The 18,190-nt window shown below is 75.5% G+C and carries 14 protein-coding genes and 2 pseudogenes; 7 read left to right on the top strand and 9 right to left on the bottom strand.

The genetic code is table 11. The annotated features are described in order from the left end of the window. Window position 1: 1 nt before the first annotated feature. Window positions 2-382, bottom strand: a complete 381-nt coding sequence (locus PV410_RS00400) for a DUF2795 domain-containing protein (protein ID WP_499514844.1) — start codon at window positions 380-382, stop codon at window positions 2-4. Between the two features lie 152 nt (window positions 383-534). On the opposite strand from PV410_RS00400, the gene PV410_RS00395 reads away from it, so the two are divergent. Beyond that, window positions 535-795, top strand: coding sequence for a DUF6158 family protein (locus PV410_RS00395; protein WP_500321550.1), 261 nt, complete (start codon window positions 535-537; stop codon window positions 793-795). A gap of 89 nt (window positions 796-884) precedes the next feature. On the opposite strand, the gene PV410_RS00390 is transcribed toward PV410_RS00395, so the two are convergent. Next, window positions 885-1,046 (bottom strand): hydrophobic protein, encoded by a 162-nt coding sequence (locus PV410_RS00390; RefSeq protein ID WP_500321549.1) that lies wholly within the window; start codon window positions 1,044-1,046, stop codon window positions 885-887. A gap of 165 nt (window positions 1,047-1,211) precedes the next feature. Between PV410_RS00390 and PV410_RS00385 the strand changes: the two genes are divergently transcribed. Together PV410_RS00385 and PV410_RS00380 are read left to right on the top strand one after the other, a co-directional pair. Next, window positions 1,212-2,447 (top strand): aminotransferase class I/II-fold pyridoxal phosphate-dependent enzyme, encoded by a 1,236-nt coding sequence (locus PV410_RS00385; protein ID WP_500321548.1) that lies wholly within the window; start codon window positions 1,212-1,214, stop codon window positions 2,445-2,447. A gap of 76 nt (window positions 2,448-2,523) precedes the next feature. Next, window positions 2,524-2,832, top strand: a pseudogene (locus PV410_RS00380) (ABC transporter permease subunit); the annotation flags it as partial. Window positions 2,833-3,561: 729 nt separating this feature from the next. Here PV410_RS00380 and PV410_RS00375 read toward each other — a convergent pair. Together PV410_RS00375 and PV410_RS00370 are read right to left on the bottom strand one after the other, a co-directional pair. Beyond that, entirely contained in the window at window positions 3,562-4,230 is a 669-nt protein-coding gene (locus tag PV410_RS00375) for a DedA family protein (RefSeq protein WP_500321547.1), read from the bottom strand. Continuing rightward, on the bottom strand, window positions 4,227-5,009 hold the full coding sequence (locus PV410_RS00370) for an MBL fold metallo-hydrolase (protein ID WP_500321546.1): 783 nt from the start codon (window positions 5,007-5,009) through the stop codon (window positions 4,227-4,229). Before PV410_RS00370 ends, PV410_RS00375 begins: the two co-directional genes overlap by 4 nt. Before the next feature lie 154 nt (window positions 5,010-5,163). Between PV410_RS00370 and PV410_RS00365 the strand changes: the two genes are divergently transcribed. Then, complete coding sequence (locus PV410_RS00365) at window positions 5,164-7,380, top strand: phage holin family protein (RefSeq protein WP_500321984.1); 2,217 nt, start codon at window positions 5,164-5,166, stop codon at window positions 7,378-7,380. 185 nt (window positions 7,381-7,565) lie between these two features. Continuing rightward, window positions 7,566-7,997 carry a DUF7919 family protein gene (locus PV410_RS00360; RefSeq protein ID WP_500321545.1) on the top strand — a complete coding sequence of 144 codons (432 nt, stop codon included), beginning with the start codon at window positions 7,566-7,568 and terminating at the stop codon, window positions 7,995-7,997. 11 nt (window positions 7,998-8,008) lie between these two features. Here PV410_RS00360 and PV410_RS00355 read toward each other — a convergent pair whose 3' ends face one another. Together PV410_RS00355 and PV410_RS00350 are read right to left on the bottom strand one after the other, a co-directional pair. Further along, complete coding sequence (locus PV410_RS00355) at window positions 8,009-9,112, bottom strand: calcium:cation antiporter (protein WP_500321544.1); 1,104 nt, start codon at window positions 9,110-9,112, stop codon at window positions 8,009-8,011. A gap of 62 nt (window positions 9,113-9,174) precedes the next feature. After that, a complete protein-coding gene (locus PV410_RS00350) occupies window positions 9,175-11,559 on the bottom strand; it encodes a SpoIIE family protein phosphatase (protein ID WP_500321543.1) in 2,385 nt (794 codons plus the stop codon). Window positions 11,560-11,704: 145 nt separating this feature from the next. Here PV410_RS00350 and PV410_RS00345 point away from each other — a divergent pair, with 145 nt between their 5' ends. Beyond that, a complete protein-coding gene (locus PV410_RS00345) occupies window positions 11,705-12,715 on the top strand; it encodes a helix-turn-helix transcriptional regulator (protein ID WP_500321542.1) in 1,011 nt (336 codons plus the stop codon). 169 nt (window positions 12,716-12,884) lie between these two features. Here the strand turns inward: PV410_RS00345 and PV410_RS00340 are convergent. After that, window positions 12,885-13,934 (bottom strand): annotated as a pseudogene (locus PV410_RS00340) (MFS transporter); the annotation flags it as partial. Window positions 13,935-13,941: 7 nt separating this feature from the next. On the opposite strand from PV410_RS00340, the gene PV410_RS00335 reads away from it, so the two are divergent. Continuing rightward, entirely contained in the window at window positions 13,942-14,445 is a 504-nt protein-coding gene (locus PV410_RS00335) for a DinB family protein (RefSeq protein ID WP_500321541.1), read from the top strand. 36 nt (window positions 14,446-14,481) lie between these two features. On the opposite strand, the gene PV410_RS00330 is transcribed toward PV410_RS00335, so the two are convergent. Together PV410_RS00330 and PV410_RS00325 are read right to left on the bottom strand one after the other, a co-directional pair. Next, window positions 14,482-15,969 (bottom strand): rhamnulokinase, encoded by a 1,488-nt coding sequence (locus PV410_RS00330; protein WP_500321540.1) that lies wholly within the window; start codon window positions 15,967-15,969, stop codon window positions 14,482-14,484. 137 nt (window positions 15,970-16,106) lie between these two features. Continuing rightward, window positions 16,107-18,152 (bottom strand): bifunctional aldolase/short-chain dehydrogenase, encoded by a 2,046-nt coding sequence (locus PV410_RS00325; protein WP_500321539.1) that lies wholly within the window; start codon window positions 18,150-18,152, stop codon window positions 16,107-16,109. Between the last annotated feature and the right edge of the window lie 38 nt (window positions 18,153-18,190).

The raw sequence follows: 18,190 nt of genomic DNA, 5'->3' as shown, positions 1-18,190 counted from the left end.
GTCAGGCCTCCGGGCGCATGCCCAGCGTCCGTACGACTTCCTGGACGTTGGCGTACCGCCGGTTGTCGCCGGGGAGTCCGTCCACCAGGTCGGTCAGGGGGTCCGGCGCGTGCCGGTCGCGCAGGGCCCGCAGCAGGTCGCCGCGCCGGGCGGGGAACGGCTCCCGGGTCAGATGCCTGCCGAGCTCGAACCGCACCGCCGTGCCCTCGGGGGCACCCGCCCAGGCGGGCCCGGTGCCGACCTCGGGGTCGTCGTCGGCGGCGGGTTCGGGGTCGTGCCACTCCTCGACCCGGGTGGAGTGCCCGGAGCGCAGCAGCTCGCGCAGCTCGTGCTTCATCTCGTCGTCACGGTGGACGCTCAGACGGTCGCTTCCTCGTTGCACGGTGGCTCCTTTCCTCAGGGGTCAGGTCTCTCCATCGTCTACCCGGACCAGGGGTCCGATGCCTGTTGAATGCCCACAGAAGCGGATGAATCCCCGCACCGGGGGTACCAAACGGGCGAGGTGACAGGAGGCGAAAGGAAGGTGCGCGACCCATGAGCCGCTACCCCGGCGGGGTCGACCCCGCAGACCTGGACGAACGACAACTGGTGCAGGAACTGGAGTCGGTCCACCGGACCCGCCACGAGACGCTGCTCTACGGCTCCGGGGCGGCCCTCGACGCCCACAACTCGCGGATGGCGGCCCTGGAGGGCGAGTACCTGCGCCGTCATCCCCATCGGATGGTCTCCGCCGGCCGTACGCGGGCCGGGGCGAGGGCCCGGACCCTGCGCATGCCGGTCCAGGCGCAGCAATAGCGGACCGGGCGAGGAGACCTCGCGGATCCGGGGCGCGCGGCCCCCCGACGGCCGCCGCACGCCTCTCCTGCCGCTCGCGGTCGCGTCCACTACCACCGGTACCAGCGCGAGCCGCCGGAACCGCTCCGTGCCACGAATCCGAGCAGCCACAGCACCAGGACGACCAGGGCGGCCCACCACAGGACGTCGACCGCGAAAGCCGCGCCGAACAAGACGAGGGCCAGTAGCAGGACGACGAGCAGCGGGACCATGGGAACACCTCCTGGATTCCGGTTGCCCTGGATTCCCGGTGGCACGCAGCGGGATTCGCGCGCCCCGGCGGCGGGAGCGCGGAGCGCGTGCGAGGGTGGCGGCGGGGGCCGGGCCGTGCCCGGTCGCCGGATCCCGCCGGTCACCCGATCCCACCGGAGGTACGGATGCAGCGGACCTCACCGCCGGCCCCTGCCGGGCGCCTCGCGCGGGCCGGTCTGCGCCCTGACCCGGGGTTGCCGGTGCCGCCGTACTGGGCGGAGCGGCTGTCCGCGGGCATGCCGGGCGGTGCCGTGCCGGAGCCGCCCGGGGGCGGTGAGGCGGTGCGCGCGGCCGCCGCGGGTCACTGGGAGCGCCGTGGGCTCGCCACGACCGCGGCCGACACCGTCGCCGCGCCGGGCGCGGAGCCCCTGCTGCTGGCGCTGCTCGCCGCGGTGGACGGCGACGTCGTGCTCGCCAGGCCCGCCGCCGCCTGGCAGGCGCCGCTGGTGCGGACCCTGGGCCGGCGCGCCACGACCGTGCAGACCCCCGCGGTGGGCGGCGGCGCACCCGACCCCTTCGCCCTGCTGGAAACGGTACGCCGGGCCCGCGCGGAGGGCAGCGACCCGCGCGTGCTGCTCATGTCGGCCGCCGACGACCCCAGTGGGACGGTGACGCCCCCGGAACTGCTGCACGAGGTGTGCGAGGCGGCCGAGCAGTGCGGGCTGCTGCTGGTCTCCGACGAGACGTACGCCGACACGGTGCACCATCCGCACGAGACCGTGCTGCTCACCCCCGCCGAGATGCTGCCCGGCCGGACGATCGTCGTCGTGGACCTGTGCGCCGCCCTGGCCCCGCCGTCCTGGCCCGTGGCGATCGCCCGCTTCCCGGCCACCGCCGAGGGCGCGCGCCTGCGTGCCGCCGTGGCGGACCGCTGCGCCGGGCTGCGCGCGGTGCTTGCGGAGCCGGTGGCCGCCACGGCCGCCCACGCGCTCGCCGAGGGCGCGGACGTCCGGGCCCATCTCGCCGCCGCCACCCGCCTGCACGCCGCCCTCGGCGCTGCCTCGTACGTGGCGGTCACCCGTGCGGGCGCCTTGTGCCGCCCACCCGAAGCGGGCTTCCACCTCTACGCCGACCTCGGCCCCCTGCGGCACGCCCTGGCAGCCGCCGGCGTCACGGACGCGCCCACCCTGGAGGCCGCCCTGTCCGCCCGCCTCGGCCGGCCGGTCCCCGGCGGCCACCGCTTCGGCGACGACCCGTCCGCCCTCCACGTCCGCATCGACACCGGCCCCCTCCACGGCACCGACGACCGCCAGCGCCACGCCGCCCTCACCTCCGCGTCCCCCCTCGAACTCCCCCACGTCGCCGCGGCGTTGTCCGACCTCGAGTCCGCGATCACCGGCCTGGCCAGGGGCGCCGCCTGAGCCTCGCTGGTGACGGTGACGGCTCTGCCGCAGGACGCCGCGCGCGAGTTCGCCGAGCGGGCCGCCCACCGCGGTCGTGCTCGTGCTCGTCGCCCAGATCGCCCACGGCCTGGTGACCAACCCCTTCTACCAGTGGGACCGCTTCGCGTACTGGTTCGTCCGGCCGGTGATCCTGGACGGGCTGCTCATCACCCTGGAGGTGGCCGCGTACAGCGCTGTGCCCGGCCTGCTCGGCGGGATCGCGCTCGCACTGGCCAGGCTCTCCGGCAGCCCCGTGCTGCGCGCCGTCAGCTGGACGTACACCTGGCTGTTCCGCTCGGTGCCGCTCATCGTCGTGCTGCTGTTCCTGTACAACTTCAGTGCGGTGCCCGCCGGCCCGGGCTTCCGCGGCGTACCGCGGCGCGACGGGTGCGCTGACGTGACGGCGTGGAGATCGCTCCGCGCCGGTGCCGCGGCCGAGGTCGTCTGGCCGGGCACGAACGCGGGGCCGTCCGGGGCGAGTTCCGCGAAGCGGCTGTCCCCCTGGGTGCGCGGTGTGAGTGCGGGCGGGTTCGGCACGGAGCCGCTGCGGGCGCGATGAGGCCGGCGCAGGGCGCGCGTGGCTGCTGCGGCAGGGGCCGTCAGCGCCGTGCGCCCGCGCGGGCTGCGGGCCCCCGGGCGGCCGGGGTGAGGCCTATGTGACCCGTGGGTGCCGACCCGCGGCCGTAGGGGCGCCGGCTGCGGGGCGGCGCCATCCGCCTTCCCAGGCACCGTTGCGCAACCGCCGCAGGCCCGGTGCCCTGACGACGGCGCGTACCTGGGCCCGCTGCCGCGCTCTCCAGCCGGTAGGCCGCGAGCGGCGCCTTGAAGACGGGCGTGGATGGCGGGGCTACATCCGTGGACGTCGGCGGGTCCGAGGCCCCCGGGAGGCGGTCGGTGGCCGGGGTGTCGTCGGGGGGTGGTGTGAGCGCCTTCGGTACGGAGCCGGCGTGGGCGCGCGTGGCGGCCGGGGGTGTCGTCCGACCTGATGACGAGCGGCGTTTGGGCCGGATTGTTCGGGGATCCGCGAGCACTGTGCGCCCGGCCGGCCGAAGGGGCGGCCGTGGGTCCGGAAGCACCCCCCGCCGGGAGGCGGTCAGTGGCCGGGGTGTTCGGCCGGCGTGTCGTCGGGGGTGGCGGAGGTCGCCCTGAGGCCGTGCAGGCGGCGCCAGAGCTGGGGGGCGGAGGCGATGAGGAGGGTGAGCGCGACGGCGAGCAGGACGCCCTGCCACGGCTCGGGGAAGAGGGTGCCGCCGAGGATGCCGATGAGCTGGTAGGCCGCCGCCCAGGCCAGGCAGGCGGGGACGTCGCCGCGCGCGAAGCGGCGGACGGGCATCTCGGCGAGCAGGCAGGCGACCATCACCGGGATGCGCCCGGCGGGTATCAGGCGGGACAGGACGAGGACGGCGACGCCGTGGTCGTCGAGCCGGCGTTGCGCGTCGGCCAGGCGTGCGGGATCGGCGCGTTGCTGGAGCTGCCGCAGCCAGCGCGAGCCGTTGCGGGAGCGTACGCCGCGGTGGCCGAGCAGGTAGAGGCCCATATCGCCGAGGAAGGCGGCGCCCGCGGCGACGACGAAGACCAGCGCGAGGGAGAAGGGGGCGGTCTGGTGGAAGGCGACGACGGCGGCGCTGCTGACGAGCGCGCCGGTGGGCACGACCGGCACGAGCGAGCCGAGCACGACGAGCAGGAAGAGCGAGGGGTAGCCGACCACCTGGCCGGTGGACTGGGAGGAGGTCTGCTCCGCGAGCAGGGTGAGTCCGCTCACCTGGCGGCCTCCAGCAGCATGCTCTCGCCGTGCTCCAGCCGGTGCACCGCCACCGCCGGTGCCAGCTGCCCGGCGAGCCGGACGAACTCCTCGCCGGGGGCGTGGAATTCGTGCGGCCGGACGGCGTCCATGCCGATCGGCCAGTACGTCCCGTAGTGGATGGGGACGGCGGCGCGCGGGGCGAGCAGCGCCAGGGCCCGGGCGGCGCGCCCGGCGTCGAGGTGGCCGGTGCCGAGGAACGGTCCCCAGCCGCCGACGGGCAGCAGGGCGGCGTCGCAGGGGCCGACCTCGTCCGCCATCCCGTCGAACAGCCCGGTGTCCCCGGCGAAGTAGGTCCGTTCCTCGCCCACCAGCACGTAGCCCAGCGCGGGGGAGCGGCGCGGCCCGTACGGCAGGCGCCGTCCGTCGTGCGCGGCGCTCACCACGCGTACCGTCAGCGCGTCCACCTTCACCTCGTCACCGGGGGCGACCTCGGTCAGCTCCAGCCGCCAGTCCGCCGCGAGCCGCCGCAGCCGGGGCACCGCGGCGGGGGCCCCGCGCGGCACCAGTACCCGGGTACCCCGGGAGAGCCGGGCCAGCGAGCCGGTGTGCAGGTGGTCGGCGTGCAGGTGGGAGATGACGGCGACGTCCGCCAGGGCCGCGCCCGGCGGCGGGACCGCGCCGCGCCGCCTGCGCAGGTGGGCCAGGCGCGGGGCGAAGAGCGGATCGGTGAGCACGCGCACCCCCGAGTCCCGCACGGTCACCGTCGCGTGTCCCCACCAGGTGATCTCGACCGCCACTCGTGCCTCCTCGTCTCGCCCCGAGCCTATGCTCCGGCGCGCCCGCCGTGTGCCCCCGGTGCGCCGCGGGGCCCAGGGGGACTGTGACAGTCTGGGGGTATTCGTGTTCGGGGACGCGCGGGGACGTGCGCAGACGTGAGGAGACGTGGAGAGGGTGGGCGTGCTGCGTCGGTGGCGGGCCGCCGGGGGCGCGATCGTCCGCGTGCTGGTCGTGTGGGTGGTGGTGACGGCGACGATGGCCGTGCTCGCCGGGATCCTGCCCGACTTCCGCATCCAGTCGCCCGGCGGCGACAGCCCCACCCGCATCGCGGTGACGGCGGCGGCCGCCGCCGGTGCCTTCGGTCTGCTGAGCGCGCTGGTCTGGCCGGTGCTGGTACGGGCCGTGCTGCTGGTGCCCGCGCTGGTGCTGGGCCTGCTGGTGTTCTTCCTCAACGGCTCGCTGCTGCTGCTCGCCTTCCGCTTCACCCCCGACTGGCAGGGTGACATCGCGCCGGCCACGGCCGTGGTGATCGCCGCCGTGATGTCGGCGGCGTCGTCCGCGACGAGCACGACGCTCGCCATGCGCGACGACGCGGCGTACGGCCGGCGCCTGGCGCGCCTGGCCGGCCGGCGTCGCGGGGGCGCGGGCCACGACCCCGCCGGCGCGGACGGCCCGCGGGAGCCGGGCTTCGTCTTCGTCCAGCTGGACGGCGTCGGGCACGACGTGCTGCGCGAGGCCGTGCGCCCGGTGACGCGCAAGGGGAGGCTGCGCCCCCCGGCGATGGAGACCGTCGCCGACTGGCTCGACGGCAGCCACCGCCTGGTGCCGTGGACCACCGACTGGAGCAGCCAGACCGGCGCCAGTCAGCTGGCCATCCTGCACGGCAGCAACGAGGACGTGCCCGCCTTCCGCTGGTACGAGAAGGAGACCGGGCAGGTCATGGTCTGCAACCGGCCCTCGTGCGCGGCCGAGCTGGAGCGCCGCGCGGTCGCCCGCACCGGGCGGGCGGGGCTGCTGGCGCCGGACGGCGCAAGCCGGGGCAACCTGTTCAGCGGCGGCGCCGAGCAGCTGGCGCTCGTGATGTCGGTGTCGACCCGTCGCCGGCGCTTCTCCGCCGACCGGCTCGCGATGGCACGGCTGCGGTCCCGGGCGGTCGGCGCCCCGGAGGGCGGCGATCCCGCGGCCGTCCTCGCCCGGGTCGGCGCCACCCGCTCCCGGACCGGCTACTTCGCGTACTTCTCCGACCCGGCCAACGCGGTGCGCACCGCCGCGTCCTTCGTCGCGGAGGTCGTGCGCGAGATCACGGAGTCCACCTCGGCGCGGCTGCGTCACGAGCGTCCCCGGGTGCGGCGCGGCGGCCTCTACCCCTTCCTGCGGGCCTTCGCCACCGTCGTCGAGCGCGACGTGGCGGTGGCGGCCGTCGTCGGCGACATGCTCGCCGGGCGGGGTGCCGTCTACGCCGACCTCGTCGCGTACGACGAGGTCGCGCACCACTCGGGGCCGCGCAGCCGGGACGCGATGCGGGTGCTGCGGCGTCTGGACCGCGCCATCCGCCTGATCGCCGACGCCTCCCGGTACGCGCCGCGCCCCTACCGGATCGTGCTGCTGTCCGATCACGGCCAGAGCGAGGGCGAGACCTTCGAGTCCGCGTACGGGCTGACCCTGCGGGACCTGGTCCGGGCGGGGTGCGGGCTGCCGGTGCGCCGCCGCGTGCGGGGCACGGCCAGCGGCGCCGAGGCGCGCGCGGCGGCCCGTGCGGCACTGCACCGCCCGGAGCACGGGGGCCGCGCGGGCGAGGAGCAGGAGACGGCCGGGCCGTCCTCGGACCCGGTGGTGCTGGCCTCGGGGAACCTGGCGCTGATCTCCTTCCCCGACCTCCCGGGGCGGGCGGACCGGCAGGGCGTCGAGGCCCGCCACCCGGCCCTGCTGCGGACGCTGGCCGAGCACCCGGGGGTCGGCTTCGTGCTGGTCCTGGACCGGGAGCGCGGGCCGCTGGTGCTGGGCGGGGACGGCGGCGAGCACGAGCTGGAGACGGGCCGGGTCACCGGCCGCGACCCGCTGGCGCCGTTCGGGCCGGGCGCGGCGGCCGCGGTGCTGCGCACCGCCCGCTTCCCGCACGCCGCCGACCTCATGGTCAACTCGGCGTACGACCCGGTCACCCGGACCGTGCACGCCTTCGAGGAGCAGGTGGGCTCGCACGGCGGCCTGGGCGGCGACCAGAGCCGGGCCTTCCTGCTGCACCCGTTCGACCTGGACGGTCCCGATCCGCTGGAACGCCTGGTGGGCGCCGGGGCCGTGCACGAGCTGCTGGGCGGCTGGCTCGGCCGCAAGCCCCTGGCGCAGGCGCCCCCGGTCGAGGACGGCAAGGACGAGCAACCGGTCGTCGGCTGACGCGCCGCGCACGGGACTGGTGTCCGGCGCGGGTCTCCTTCGGGTGGACCGCACGGCCGCCGGGGGCGCACCGGCGCAGGCCCGCCACGTACGGGTGATTGACCTACGGGCGCCGCTGCTGGACGCTTGCCCGCGATCGATCGGACGGTGTGCGCGGGCGGGGTCCGCGGGTGGGGGAGGCTGCGATGCCGTACTACGAGGACCTGAGCCCATACGCCTACTTCACAGAAACGATTCCGCCGGACGTCTCCGCCCGCGCCGTCGGCTGGCTGGACCCCGCCCGCCCCTACCCGCAGGCGGAGCCCTCCGAGGAGTTCGCCGACCGCCTCTTCGCCCTGTGCCGCGACCACCTGTGCGCCATCACCCACGGCTGGTACGGCTGCACCCTGTGCCGCCGCAGGCTGGTCGGGGGCGGTCGCTTCAAGCCGGTGAGCGTGTCCCGCGGTGGCGAGCGGATCCTCGTGGGCCACGGCGAGGTACGGGTGGAGGGCGGCGCCGGCACCTGGCTGATCGCGCCCGACCTGGTCGTCCACTACGTCCTGGCCCACCGCTACGCCCCGCCCGAGCCCTTCGTCGAGGCCGTCCTGGCCGGCCGCGTCGTCGTCGGCTGCCGGTAGGCCCCACCGGCTCAGGGACTGATCGCGAGCACCATGTACGCCGCCAGCAGGGCCAGGTGCACCGCGCCCTGCAGCGGCGTGGCGCGTCCCGGTATCACCGTCAGGGTGCCCACGGCGACGGTGATCGCCAGCAGCACCATGTGCGTGGCGCCGAGCCCCAGCAGCAGCGGGCCGGACATCCACACCGAGGCCACCGCGACCGCCGGGATGGTCAGCCCGATGCTCGCCATCGCCGAGCCGAGCGCCAGGTTGAGGCTGGTCTGCACACGGTCGCGGGCGGCCGCGCGCACCGCGGCGATGGTCTCGGGCAGCAGCACCAGCAGGGCGATGACGACGCCGACGAAGGAGGACGGCAGGCCGGCGTACTGCACGCCCTGCTCGATCGTCGGCGACTCCACCTTGGCCAGCCCCACGACCGCGACCAGCGCCACCACCAGCAGCGCCAGGCTGAACAACGCGGCGCGGACGGTGGGCGGGACGGAGTCGTCCTCCGAGACGTCGATCACCTCGCCGCCCGGCTTCACCGGCAGGAAGTACGCGCGGTGCCGCACCGTCTGCGTCGCGACGAACAGGCCGTACAGCACCAGCGACGCCAGCGCGGCGAAGGTGAGCTGGGCGGTGGAGAAGCGCGGGCCCGGGGTGCTGGTGGTGAACGTCGGCAGCACGAGGCTGAGGGTGGCGAGCGTCGCCACCGTCGCCAGGGAGGCGCCCGTGCCCTCCGGATTGAAGACCGCCACCCGCCGGCGCAGCGCCCCCACCAGCAGGCAGAGCCCCATGATGCCGTTGCACGTGATCATGACCGCGGCGAAGACGGTGTCACGGGCCAGGCCCGCGCTCTTCGGGCCGCCGTCCGCCGTCAGGGTGAGGATCAGGGCCACCTCGATGACGGTCACCGCCACCGCCAGCACGAGCGCGCCGTAGGGTTCACCCACCCGGTGCGCCACCACCTCCGCGTGGTGGACGGCGGCGAGCACCGCGACGGCCAAGAAGACCGCGACGACCACGACCACGGCCACCGGCAGCGTCCGTCCCCACGTCAGGGCCAGCAGGACCACCGAGAGCACCGGGACGAGGACCGTCCAGTGCAGGGCGGACACGGGGAAGCGAGCGGTCATGCCTCCGAGACTGACAGCTCGTCAGGGTCGGCGCGACGCGGGGCGCCCGGACGTGCCGCCGCTCATCGCCCGGCCGGGGGAAACGCCTGTTCGGCCCAGATGGTCTTGCCGGCGGAGGTCTGCCGGGTACCCCAGGACTGGCTCAACTGCGCCACCAGCAGCAGGCCGCGGCCGCCCTCGTCGTCGGACAGGGCACGCCGCAGGTGCGGGGCGGTGCTGCTGCCGTCGGACACCTCGCAGATCAGGGTGCGGTCGCGGATGAGCCGCAGCTGGATCGGCGGCGCGCCGTACCGGATGGCGTTGGTGACCAGCTCGCTCACCACCAGCTCGGTGACGAACACCGCGTCCTCCAGGCCCCAGGCGACCAGCCGCTCCGCCACCGCCTGCCGGGCGTCCGCGACGTGTGCGGGGTCGCCGGGCAGGTCCCACACCGCGACCTGGCCGTCGTCGAGCGCCCGGGTACGGACGAGCAGCAGCGCGACGTCGTCGACCGGACGGTCCGACGGGAGGGTCTTCAGGACGGTGTCGCAGGCCGCCTCCATCGTCGGGGCCGGGGCGGCCAGCGCGGCGCGCAGCCGCGCCAGGCCGGCGTCCAGGTCGAAGTCCCGGCTCTTGACCAGGCCGTCGGTGTAGAGCGCGAGCATGCTGCCCGCCGGCAGCTCCAGCTCGACCGCCTCGAACGGCAGCCCCCCGACGCCCAGCGGCGGGCCCGCGGACATCGGGACCATCTCGACCCTGCCGTCGGGGAGGCGCACGGCGGGCGGCGGGTGCCCGGCGCTGGCGAGGGAGCAGCGGCGCGCGATCGGGTCGTACACGGCGACCAGGCAGGTCGCGCCCAGCTCGCCGCTGGTCTCGGCGGGCGACACCTCCCGGCCGTGGCCGTCCTCGGGGTCCAGGTGCGAGACGAGGTCGTCGAGGTGGGTCAGCAGCTCGTCCGGCGCCAGGTCCACGTCCGCGAGGGTGCGCACCGCCGTCCGCAGCCGGCCCATCGTCGCCGAGGCGTGGATGCCGTGGCCCACGACGTCGCCCACGACCAGGCCCACCCGCGTGCCGGACAGCGGGATGACGTCGAACCAGTCGCCGCCGACCCCTGCCCGGGCCCCGGCCGGCAGGTAGCGCGAGGCGACCTCCACCGCGGCCTGCTCGCGCAGCCGCAGCGGCAGCAGACTGCGCTGGAGGGTCAGCGCCGTGGAGTGCTCCCGCGTGAAGCGGCGGGCGTTGTCGACGCACACCGCGGCCCGCCCCGCGAGCTCCTCGGTCAGCGTCAGGTCGTCCTCGGTGAACAACTCCGGACGCGCCCAGCGGATGAACACCGCCACCCCGAGGGTGATGCCGCGCGCCCGCAACGGCACCGCCAGCACCGAATGGATGCCGTACTCCTGGACCTTGGCGTCCCGCAGGCTGTTCTGCGCCAGCCACAGCGTGAAGTCCGGGTGCCCCAGCCGGCTGAGCACGGGACGGCCGGTCGCCAGGGCCCGGGACGGCGGGGAGAACTCCGGGTAGACGTCGAGCTCGCCGAGGTCGACGGCCGCGTCCGGGGCGCGGCCCGACGCGGTGCGGTGGGCGACCCGGCGCAGCTCCACGCCGAGGCCGGGCGGTCCCGGCGGGGGCTCCTCGCCGTGCAGCACCGAGTCCAGCAGGTCCACGCTGGCGAAGTCGGCGAAGCGCGGCACGGCCAGCTCCGTCAGCTCGTCGGCGGTGTGCACCACGTCCAGGGTGGTGCCGAGCCGTGCGCCGGCCTCGTTCAGCAGGGCCAGCCGCCGGCGCCCCCGGAACTGCTCGGTGCTGTCGAACGCCGCGCTCGCCACGCCCCGGATCCGGCCCTGCGGGTCCCGCACCGGCCACATCTCGGTGTTCCACGCCCGGTCGCCGACGGTGGCCCCGGCGGCGGCCGGGCTCTCGTAGTGCGCCGGCCGGCCGGTCTCCGCGACCTGCCGCAGGTGGGCGTTGAACCCGCGGCGACCCTCGTCGTCCAGGAGCGCCCCGGAGAACGGCCGGCCGGTCAGGTCCGCCGCCGGGACACCGATCATGTCCGCCGCGGCGTCGTTGACCCGGTGGTAGCGCAGCCCGGTGTCGTACGTGGCCATGGCCACGGACGACTGCTGGAAGGCCCACAGCAGGAGCGCGGTGTCCGGGTCGGCGCAGGAGGCCGTCACGACACAGCCGCCGGGCCGGTCGTCGGCGTCCAGCGCGGGGGAGACCCGTACGTCGAGGTCGAGTTCCCGCCCGTCCCGCCGGTGCGCCCGCACCCGGCCGCGCCACTCCCGGTCGAGCGCGATCGCCTGCGCCTGCGCACCGAACACCTCGGCGACGGGCCGTCCCACCGCCTCCGCCGCCGCGTGTCCGAGCAGCCGTCGTGCCCCCGCGCTCCATCCCGTGACCACCCCCCGCGCGCTGACGGTGACCACGGCCGTGGCGGCCGGGTCCCCGGGGTCACTCGTGTTCATCGTCGGCGATCACACACCCGTCGCAGTCCCTACCTCCCCAGGGTGCGCGCTCCGCAGGACACCATCAAATCGGCCGGGGCCGCCCCCGCGGCCGCTGTGATGGTGTCCTGCGGCCACTGTCGGTGGCGGCGGTGATACTGCCGCCATGCGCGCGAGCCGGCTGGTCTCCCTCCTCCTGCTCCTCCAGTCGCGGGGGCGGATGACCGCCGCGGAGCTGGCGGAGGAGCTGGAGGTGTCCGTACGGACGATCTACCGCGACGTGCAGTCGCTGCACGAGGCGGGCATCCCGCTGTACGGCGACGCCGGGCACGAGGGCGGCTACCGGCTGCTCGACGGCTACCGCACCCGGCTGACGGGCCTGACCGCCGACGAGACGCAGGCGTGGTTCCTGGCCGCCCTGCCCGATCCGGCCGCGCAGCTGGGGCTCGGGGAGGCCGCGGCGGCGGCCCGGCTGAAGTTCAGCGCCGCGCTGCCGCCGGCGCTGCGGGAACGGGCGGAGCGGGTGCGGGGGCGGTTCCTGCTGGACGCGCCCGGCTGGTACAGCTCCGAGGAGCAGGTGCCGCACCTGCCCGTGGTGGCCGACGCCGTGTGGAACCGGCAGGCCGTACGGGTGCGGTACCGCCGCTGGCGCGAGCCCGCCGAGACCGACCGCAGGCTCGAACCGTACGGTCTGGTGCTCAAGGCGGGCCGCTGGTACGTGGTCGCCCACGACGGGAGCGACCCGCGCACCTACCGGGTCGACCAGATGCTCGAGGTGCGCGCCCTCGACGAGACGTTCGCGACCCCGCCCGGCTTCGACCTCGCCGCGTACTGGCGGGAGTACCTCGCCGGGTTCCACGCACGGCTCCACCGGGACACGGCCCTGATCCGGGTGTCACCGCGCGGTGCCGAGCGGCTGCCCGCGCTGCTGTCACGCCCCGTGGCCCGGGCGGTGGCCGAGGACGGCGAGCGGGAGCCGGACGGCTGGGTCCGCGCCCGCGTGCCCATCGAGTCGGTCGCGCACGCGCACGGCGAGTTCCTCAGGCTCGGCGCGGACCTCGAAGTCCTGGCGCCGGCTCCGCTGCGGGAGCTGCTGGCGGAGTCGGCGCGGGCGCTGGCCGTCCTCTACGGGCCGCCGCGCTCCACACCGCCGCCCCTGCGGCCGCCACCGCGCTGAGACCGGCGACCGCCGCGAAGCCGGTCAGGAGTCCGGCGCGGGCGGTGACCGCCGAGGTCCCGAGCATCACGGCCACGGTCGCGGCGAGCCCGTACGCGTTCGCCGCCCCGAAGGCCCGCCCCACGCGGCCCTCGTCGACCGCGGCCATCAACAGCGTCCGCGAGGCGATGCGCGCCTGCCCGAAGACGAAGGCCCCGGCCGGCACGAGCAGCAGCAGCCCCGTCACGCCGAACCGGGGCTGCAGCGCGAACAGCACGGCGCAGAGCGCGAAACCGGTGAGCGCGAGCCGCAGGTCCCCCAGCCGGGCCCCCGTCCGCCGGTACGCGGCCGCCGCGAGCAGGAAGCCCGCACCGCCGAGCGCGTCCACCGCACCGACGACGGCGGCGCCCCGGTGCAGCTGGGCGATGACCAGCACCGGCATCAGGGCGTTGAAGACGGTCACCACCACGCTGCCCTGGGCGTACAGCAGGACCAGCGGGCCGAGCGGCGCCCGCGACGGGACCGGCCGCACCGCGGCCGAGGCGGCGGTGCCCGAAGTGACGGGCTTCCCCACCCCGCGGCCGGTCGCCAGGACGAGGACCGCGGAGGCCACGAAGGTCGCCGCGTTGAACACGAACAGCGGGGCAGGGCCGGCGAACTGCAGCGCGAGGCCGCCCACCGCCGCCGACAGCAGCATCCCGCTCTGCAACGCCATCTCGTAGTGGGCGTTGAACCGCCGCAGCCGCCCCGCGGGCACCCGCTCCTTGATCAACGCCGCGCTCACCGGCACGAAGAGCGCGGCCGTCACGGCCAGCGCGAAGTTGCTGCCGTAGACGACCGCCCCCCGCGGCCAGCCCAGGACCGTACCCAGCGCAGGCACCAGGGCCACGGCGGCGCTGAGCAGGTCGCAGCCCGCCCACAGCGCCCGCCGGTCGAAACGGTCGGCGACCCGGCCGAACAACGGCGACAGCACGGCCTGGGGGACGGCGACGGCGATGAAGAGCCAGCCCACGTCGAGCAGCGAGCCCTGGGCGCGCACCATCAGCAGGGCCGCGGCGATGAGCTGGATGTTGTTGCCCAGGGAGGTGATGAACACGGCGGGCAGGAGGAGACGTTGCGTTCGTCCGGTGGTGGTCACGGGGAACGATGGTCCGGCTTTCCGCTGACGTCTGCTGTCAGGGGGTGCGGCGGGGCGGCCCGGGTTAATCAGTGGACGGGCCGCCGTCGTTCCCGACAGCATTCCGCCGATGACACGAACAGACACGCCCACCGCATGGGACGAGCGCTCCGCGCTGACGACCCTCCTCGACTACGCCCGCGACACCGCCCGCGCCAAGTGCGAGGGCGTCACGCCCGAGCACGCCCGCAGCGCCCCGCTCCCGGGTTCGCCGCTGATGACGCTCAGCGGACTGGTCAACCATCTCCGCTGGGTCGAGTACTACTGGTTCGAGGTGGTGTTCCTCGGCGGCGAGGACGAGGGCCCCTGGACGGAGGAGGACCCCGACCGCGAGATGCGGATCGCCGTGGACCTCCCCCTCGCCGACGTGCTGGCGGACTACGAGGCGCACACCGCCCGCTATCGCGAGCTCGTCGCCGGGCTCGACCTGGACGCCGTCGCCAAGCGCCCCATCCGCGACGGCCGCCACCCCAACCTGCGCTGGATCCTGCTGCACCTCGTCGAGGAGACCTCCCGCCACAACGGCCACCTCGACCTCCTGCGCGAACTGGTCGACGGCACGACCGGCGTGTAGGTGTCGTCGGCCCGGATGCGGGTCAGGTGCCGGCGCCTACGGTCGCCGCGCCGCGGGGAGCCCGGCCAGTCGCGCGGCCGCCGCGTCCCAGGCCCGGCCGTCCGCGGCCGGCTCGTACGTCCGCAGCGGCTGGGTGGCCGCGACCAGCGCCCGCATCGCCGCCAGGCCGTCGGGACCGTCGCCGAACGCGCCGGCGGCGCGGGCCTGGACGAGGATGTTGCCCAGGGCCGTGGCCTCGGTGGGGCCGGCGACGACCGGGAGCCCGGTGGCGTCGGCGGTGAAGCGGCACAGCAGTTCGTTGCGGGAGCCGCCGCCGACCAGGTGGACGCGGTGGATCTCCCGGCCGGCGAGTTCGGCCGCCTCGCGCAGGGTGCGGCGGTGGGCGAGGGCGAGGCTCTCCAGGATGCAGCGGACGACCGCGCCGTGCGACGCCGGGGGCTTCTGGCCGGTCCCGGCGCAGAAGGCGCGGATCCGGGCGGGCATGTCACCGGGCGTCAGGAAGAGCGGGTCGTCCGGGTCGATGAGGGCGGCGAAGGGCTCCGCGGCGGCCGCCGCGGCGAGCAGTTCCTGCAGGGGCAGGCCCTCCTGCTGCTGCTCCCAGGTGCGGCGGCACTCCTCCAGTAGCCACATGCCCATGATGTTGCGCAGGTAGCGGATGGTGCCGTCGACGCCGCGCTCGTTGGTGAAGTTGGCGAGGCGCGAGGCCTCCGTGAGCACCGGGGCGTCCAGCTCCAGGCCCGCCAGCGACCAGGTGCCGCACGAGATGTACGCGAAGTGCGGCCCGGTGGCCGGGACCGCGGCCACCGCGGAGGCGGTGTCGTGCGAGGCCACGGTGACGACGGCGGTGTCCGCCGGCAGCCCCGTGTACGCGGCCACGTGGGGCAGGAGCGTGCCGGCGTGGGTGCCCGGGCGGCGCAGCGGCGGCAACAGGCGCGGCCCGATGCCCAGCCGGCCGGGGAGTTCCTCCGCCCAGGTCGCGGTGCGCGCGTCGAAGAGGCCGGTGGTGGAGGCGTTGGTCTCCTCGGCGCCGATGCCGCCGGTGAGCCAGTGGGTGAGCAGGTCGGGGATCATCAGCAGCGTCCTGGCGGCCGCGAACTGGGCGCCGTCACGGGCCGCCGCCAGCTGGAAGACCGTGTTGAAGGGCAGGTGCTGCAGCCCGGTGACCGCGTACAGCTCCTGCGCGCCGATGTCGTCCCTGACCCGCTCGGCGACGTGCTCCGTGCGGCTGTCGCGGTAGTGGTGGGGGATCCCCAGCAGGGCGCCGTCCGCGTCGAGCAGTCCGTAGTCCACCGCCCAGCTGTCGATGCCGACCGACGTGACGCCGTCCCCGGCCCGGGCCGCCAGGCGCAGGCCGTCCAGGCTCTCCCGGAACAGGGCGAGGACGTCCCAGTGGAGTCCGGTGGGCAGCCGTACGGGGGTGTTGGCGAAGCGGTGCACCTCGTCGAGGACGAGGTGGTCCGGGCCCACCCGGCCGAGGATGACGCGGCCGCTGGTGGCGCCGAGGTCGATGGCGGCGAATGGCACGTGGGCCCCTCGTGTTCTGGTCGTTCGGGTCGGAGCGACGGGTGCGGTCGGCGCGGCGCGGCGCGCCGCGGGGGTCGGTGGGTCGTACGGGTGCGGGGGAGCCGGTCGGCCGGCTCCCCCGCGCGGTGCGGTCGGCGTCAGCGCAGGAACGCCGCGGCCACGCCGGCGTCGACCGGGACGTGCAGACCCGTGGTGTGCGTCAGTTCCCCGCCGGTCAGGGCGAAGACCGCGTTGGCGACGTGCTCGGGGAGCACCTCGCGCTTGAGGATGGTGCGCTGGGCGTAGAACTCGCCCAGCTTCTCCTCCGGCACCCCGTACGTCGCGGCGCGCTGGGCGCCCCAGCCGGAGGAGAAGATGCCCGAGCCGCGGACGACCCCGTCGGGGTTGACGCCGTTGACGCGGATGCCGTGCTCGCCGAGCTCGGCCGCCAGCAGCCGGACCTGGTGCGCCTGGTCCGCCTTGGTGGCGGAGTAGGCGATGTTGTTGGGCCCGGCGAAGACCGCGTTCTTGGAGGCGATGTAGACGATGTCGCCGCCGAGCTTCTGCGCGATGAGCACCCGGGCCGCCTCGCGGGAGACGAGGAAGGAGCCGCGCGCCATGATGTCGTGCTGGAGGTCCCAGTCGCGGGCGGTGGTCTCCAGCAGCGGCTTGGACACGGAGATGCCCGCGTTGTTGACCACCAGGTCCACCCCGCCGAAGGCCAGCAGGGCCTCGTCGAAGCCGGTCCGGATGGCGTCCTCACTGGTTACGTCCACGGTGATCGCGACCGCCCGGTCGGGACCGCCGAGTTCCTCCGCGACGGCCCGCGCGCCGTCGGTGTTGACGTCGGCGACGACCACGCAGGCGCCCTCCGCCGCCAGGCGGTGCGCGATGGCCCTGCCGATGCCCGAACCGGCCCCGGTGACCAGGGCGATGCGGGTGGCCAGCGGCTTGGGCTTCGGCATCCGCTGGAGTTTGGCCTCCTCCAGCGCCCAGTACTCGATGCGGAACTTCTCCGCCTCGTCGATGGGGGCGTACGCGGAGACCGCCTCGGCGCCGCGCATCACGTTGATCGCGTTGACGTAGAACTCGCCCGCGACGCGGGCGGTCTGCTTGTCCTTGCCGTAGCTGAACATGCCGACGCCCGGCACGAGGACGATCGCCGGGTCGGCGCCGCGGATGGCGGGGGAGTCCGCGGTGGCGTGCCGGTCGTAGTACGCCTGGTAGTCGGCGCGGTAGGCGGCGTGCAGCTCCTCCAGGCGGGCCACGGCGTCCTCGAGCGGCGCCGTGGGGGGCAGGTCGAGGACGAGCGGGCGGACCTTGGTGCGCAGGAAGTGGTCGGGGCAGGAGGTGCCGAGCGTGGCCAGCCGGGGGTGCTCCGCGTGCGCGAGGAAGTCCAGGACGGGCGCGGAGTCGGTGAAGTGGCCGACCTGCGGGCGGTCCTGGGAGGCGATCGCCCGCAGGACCGGGGCGAGCGCGGCGGCCCGGGCCCGGCGCCCGGCCTCCGGCAGCGGCTCCCAGCCCGGCAGCGGGGCGCCGAACGGGTCCTGCTTGCCGTGGCGTTCCAGGAACTCCTCGGCGGTGCGGATGATCCACAGGGCGTTGCGCTCGCACTCCTCGGAGGTCTCGCCCCAGGCGGTGATGCCGTGACCGCCGAGGATCACACCGACGGCCTGCGGGTTGGCCTCCTTGATGGCGGCGATGTCCAGGCCCAGCTGGAAGCCGGGGCGGCGCCACGGCACCCAGGCGACCTTGTCGCCGAAGCACTCCTGGGTGAGCTTCTCGCCGTCGGCGGCGCAGGCCAGCGCGATGCCCGAGTCGGGGTGCAGGTGGTCGACGTGCGCGGCGTCGACGAGGCCGTGCATGGCCGTGTCGATGGAGGGAGCGGCGCCGCCCTTGCCGTGCAGGCAGTAGTCGAACGCCGCGACCATCTCGTCCTCGCGCTCGGGGCCGGGGTAGACGGCGGTCAGGGCGCGCAGCCGGTCCAGGCGCAGGACGGCGAGGCCGGCCTCGGTGAGCGTGCCCAGGTCGCCGCCCGAGCCCTTGACCCACATCAGGTCCACGGCTCCGCCGGTGACGGGGTCGGTGGCGGTGGCCTTGGCGGAGGCGTTGCCGCCGGCGTAGTTGGTGTTGCGCGGGTCGGCGCCCAGGCGGTGGGCGCGCTCCAGCAGCGCGGCGACTTCCGGATGGGTGGCGGGTGCCATGGGGGTGTCCTTCGGGAGGGGAGGAACGAGGAGGGGCG

The sequence above is a fragment of the Streptomyces sp. PA03-5A genome, assembly GCF_033792725.1.
GTDB lineage: Bacteria > Actinomycetota > Actinomycetes > Streptomycetales > Streptomycetaceae > Actinacidiphila.
Note: the sequence above shows the minus strand (reverse complement) of the source record. Positions and strands in the feature narration are given on the sequence as shown.

Excerpts from the sequence above, each read along its gene's own strand:
- PV410_RS00345 (WP_500321542.1), top strand. The coding sequence starts at position 11,705 with ATGCGCGCGAGCCGGCTGGTCTCCCTCCTCCTGCTCCTCCAGTCGCGG.
- PV410_RS00355 (WP_500321544.1), bottom strand. The coding sequence starts at position 9,112 with ATGACCGCTCGCTTCCCCGTGTCCGCCCTGCACTGGACGGTCCTCGTC.
- PV410_RS00325 (WP_500321539.1), bottom strand. The coding sequence starts at position 18,152 with ATGGCACCCGCCACCCATCCGGAAGTCGCCGCGCTGCTGGAGCGCGCC.
- PV410_RS00350 (WP_500321543.1), bottom strand. The coding sequence starts at position 11,559 with ATGAACACGAGTGACCCCGGGGACCCGGCCGCCACGGCCGTGGTCACC.
- PV410_RS00385 (WP_500321548.1), top strand. The coding sequence starts at position 1,212 with ATGCAGCGGACCTCACCGCCGGCCCCTGCCGGGCGCCTCGCGCGGGCC.
- PV410_RS00360 (WP_500321545.1), top strand. The coding sequence starts at position 7,566 with ATGCCGTACTACGAGGACCTGAGCCCATACGCCTACTTCACAGAAACG.
- PV410_RS00335 (WP_500321541.1), top strand. The coding sequence starts at position 13,942 with ATGACACGAACAGACACGCCCACCGCATGGGACGAGCGCTCCGCGCTG.
- PV410_RS00390 (WP_500321549.1), bottom strand. The coding sequence starts at position 1,046 with ATGGTCCCGCTGCTCGTCGTCCTGCTACTGGCCCTCGTCTTGTTCGGC.
- PV410_RS00395 (WP_500321550.1), top strand. The coding sequence starts at position 535 with ATGAGCCGCTACCCCGGCGGGGTCGACCCCGCAGACCTGGACGAACGA.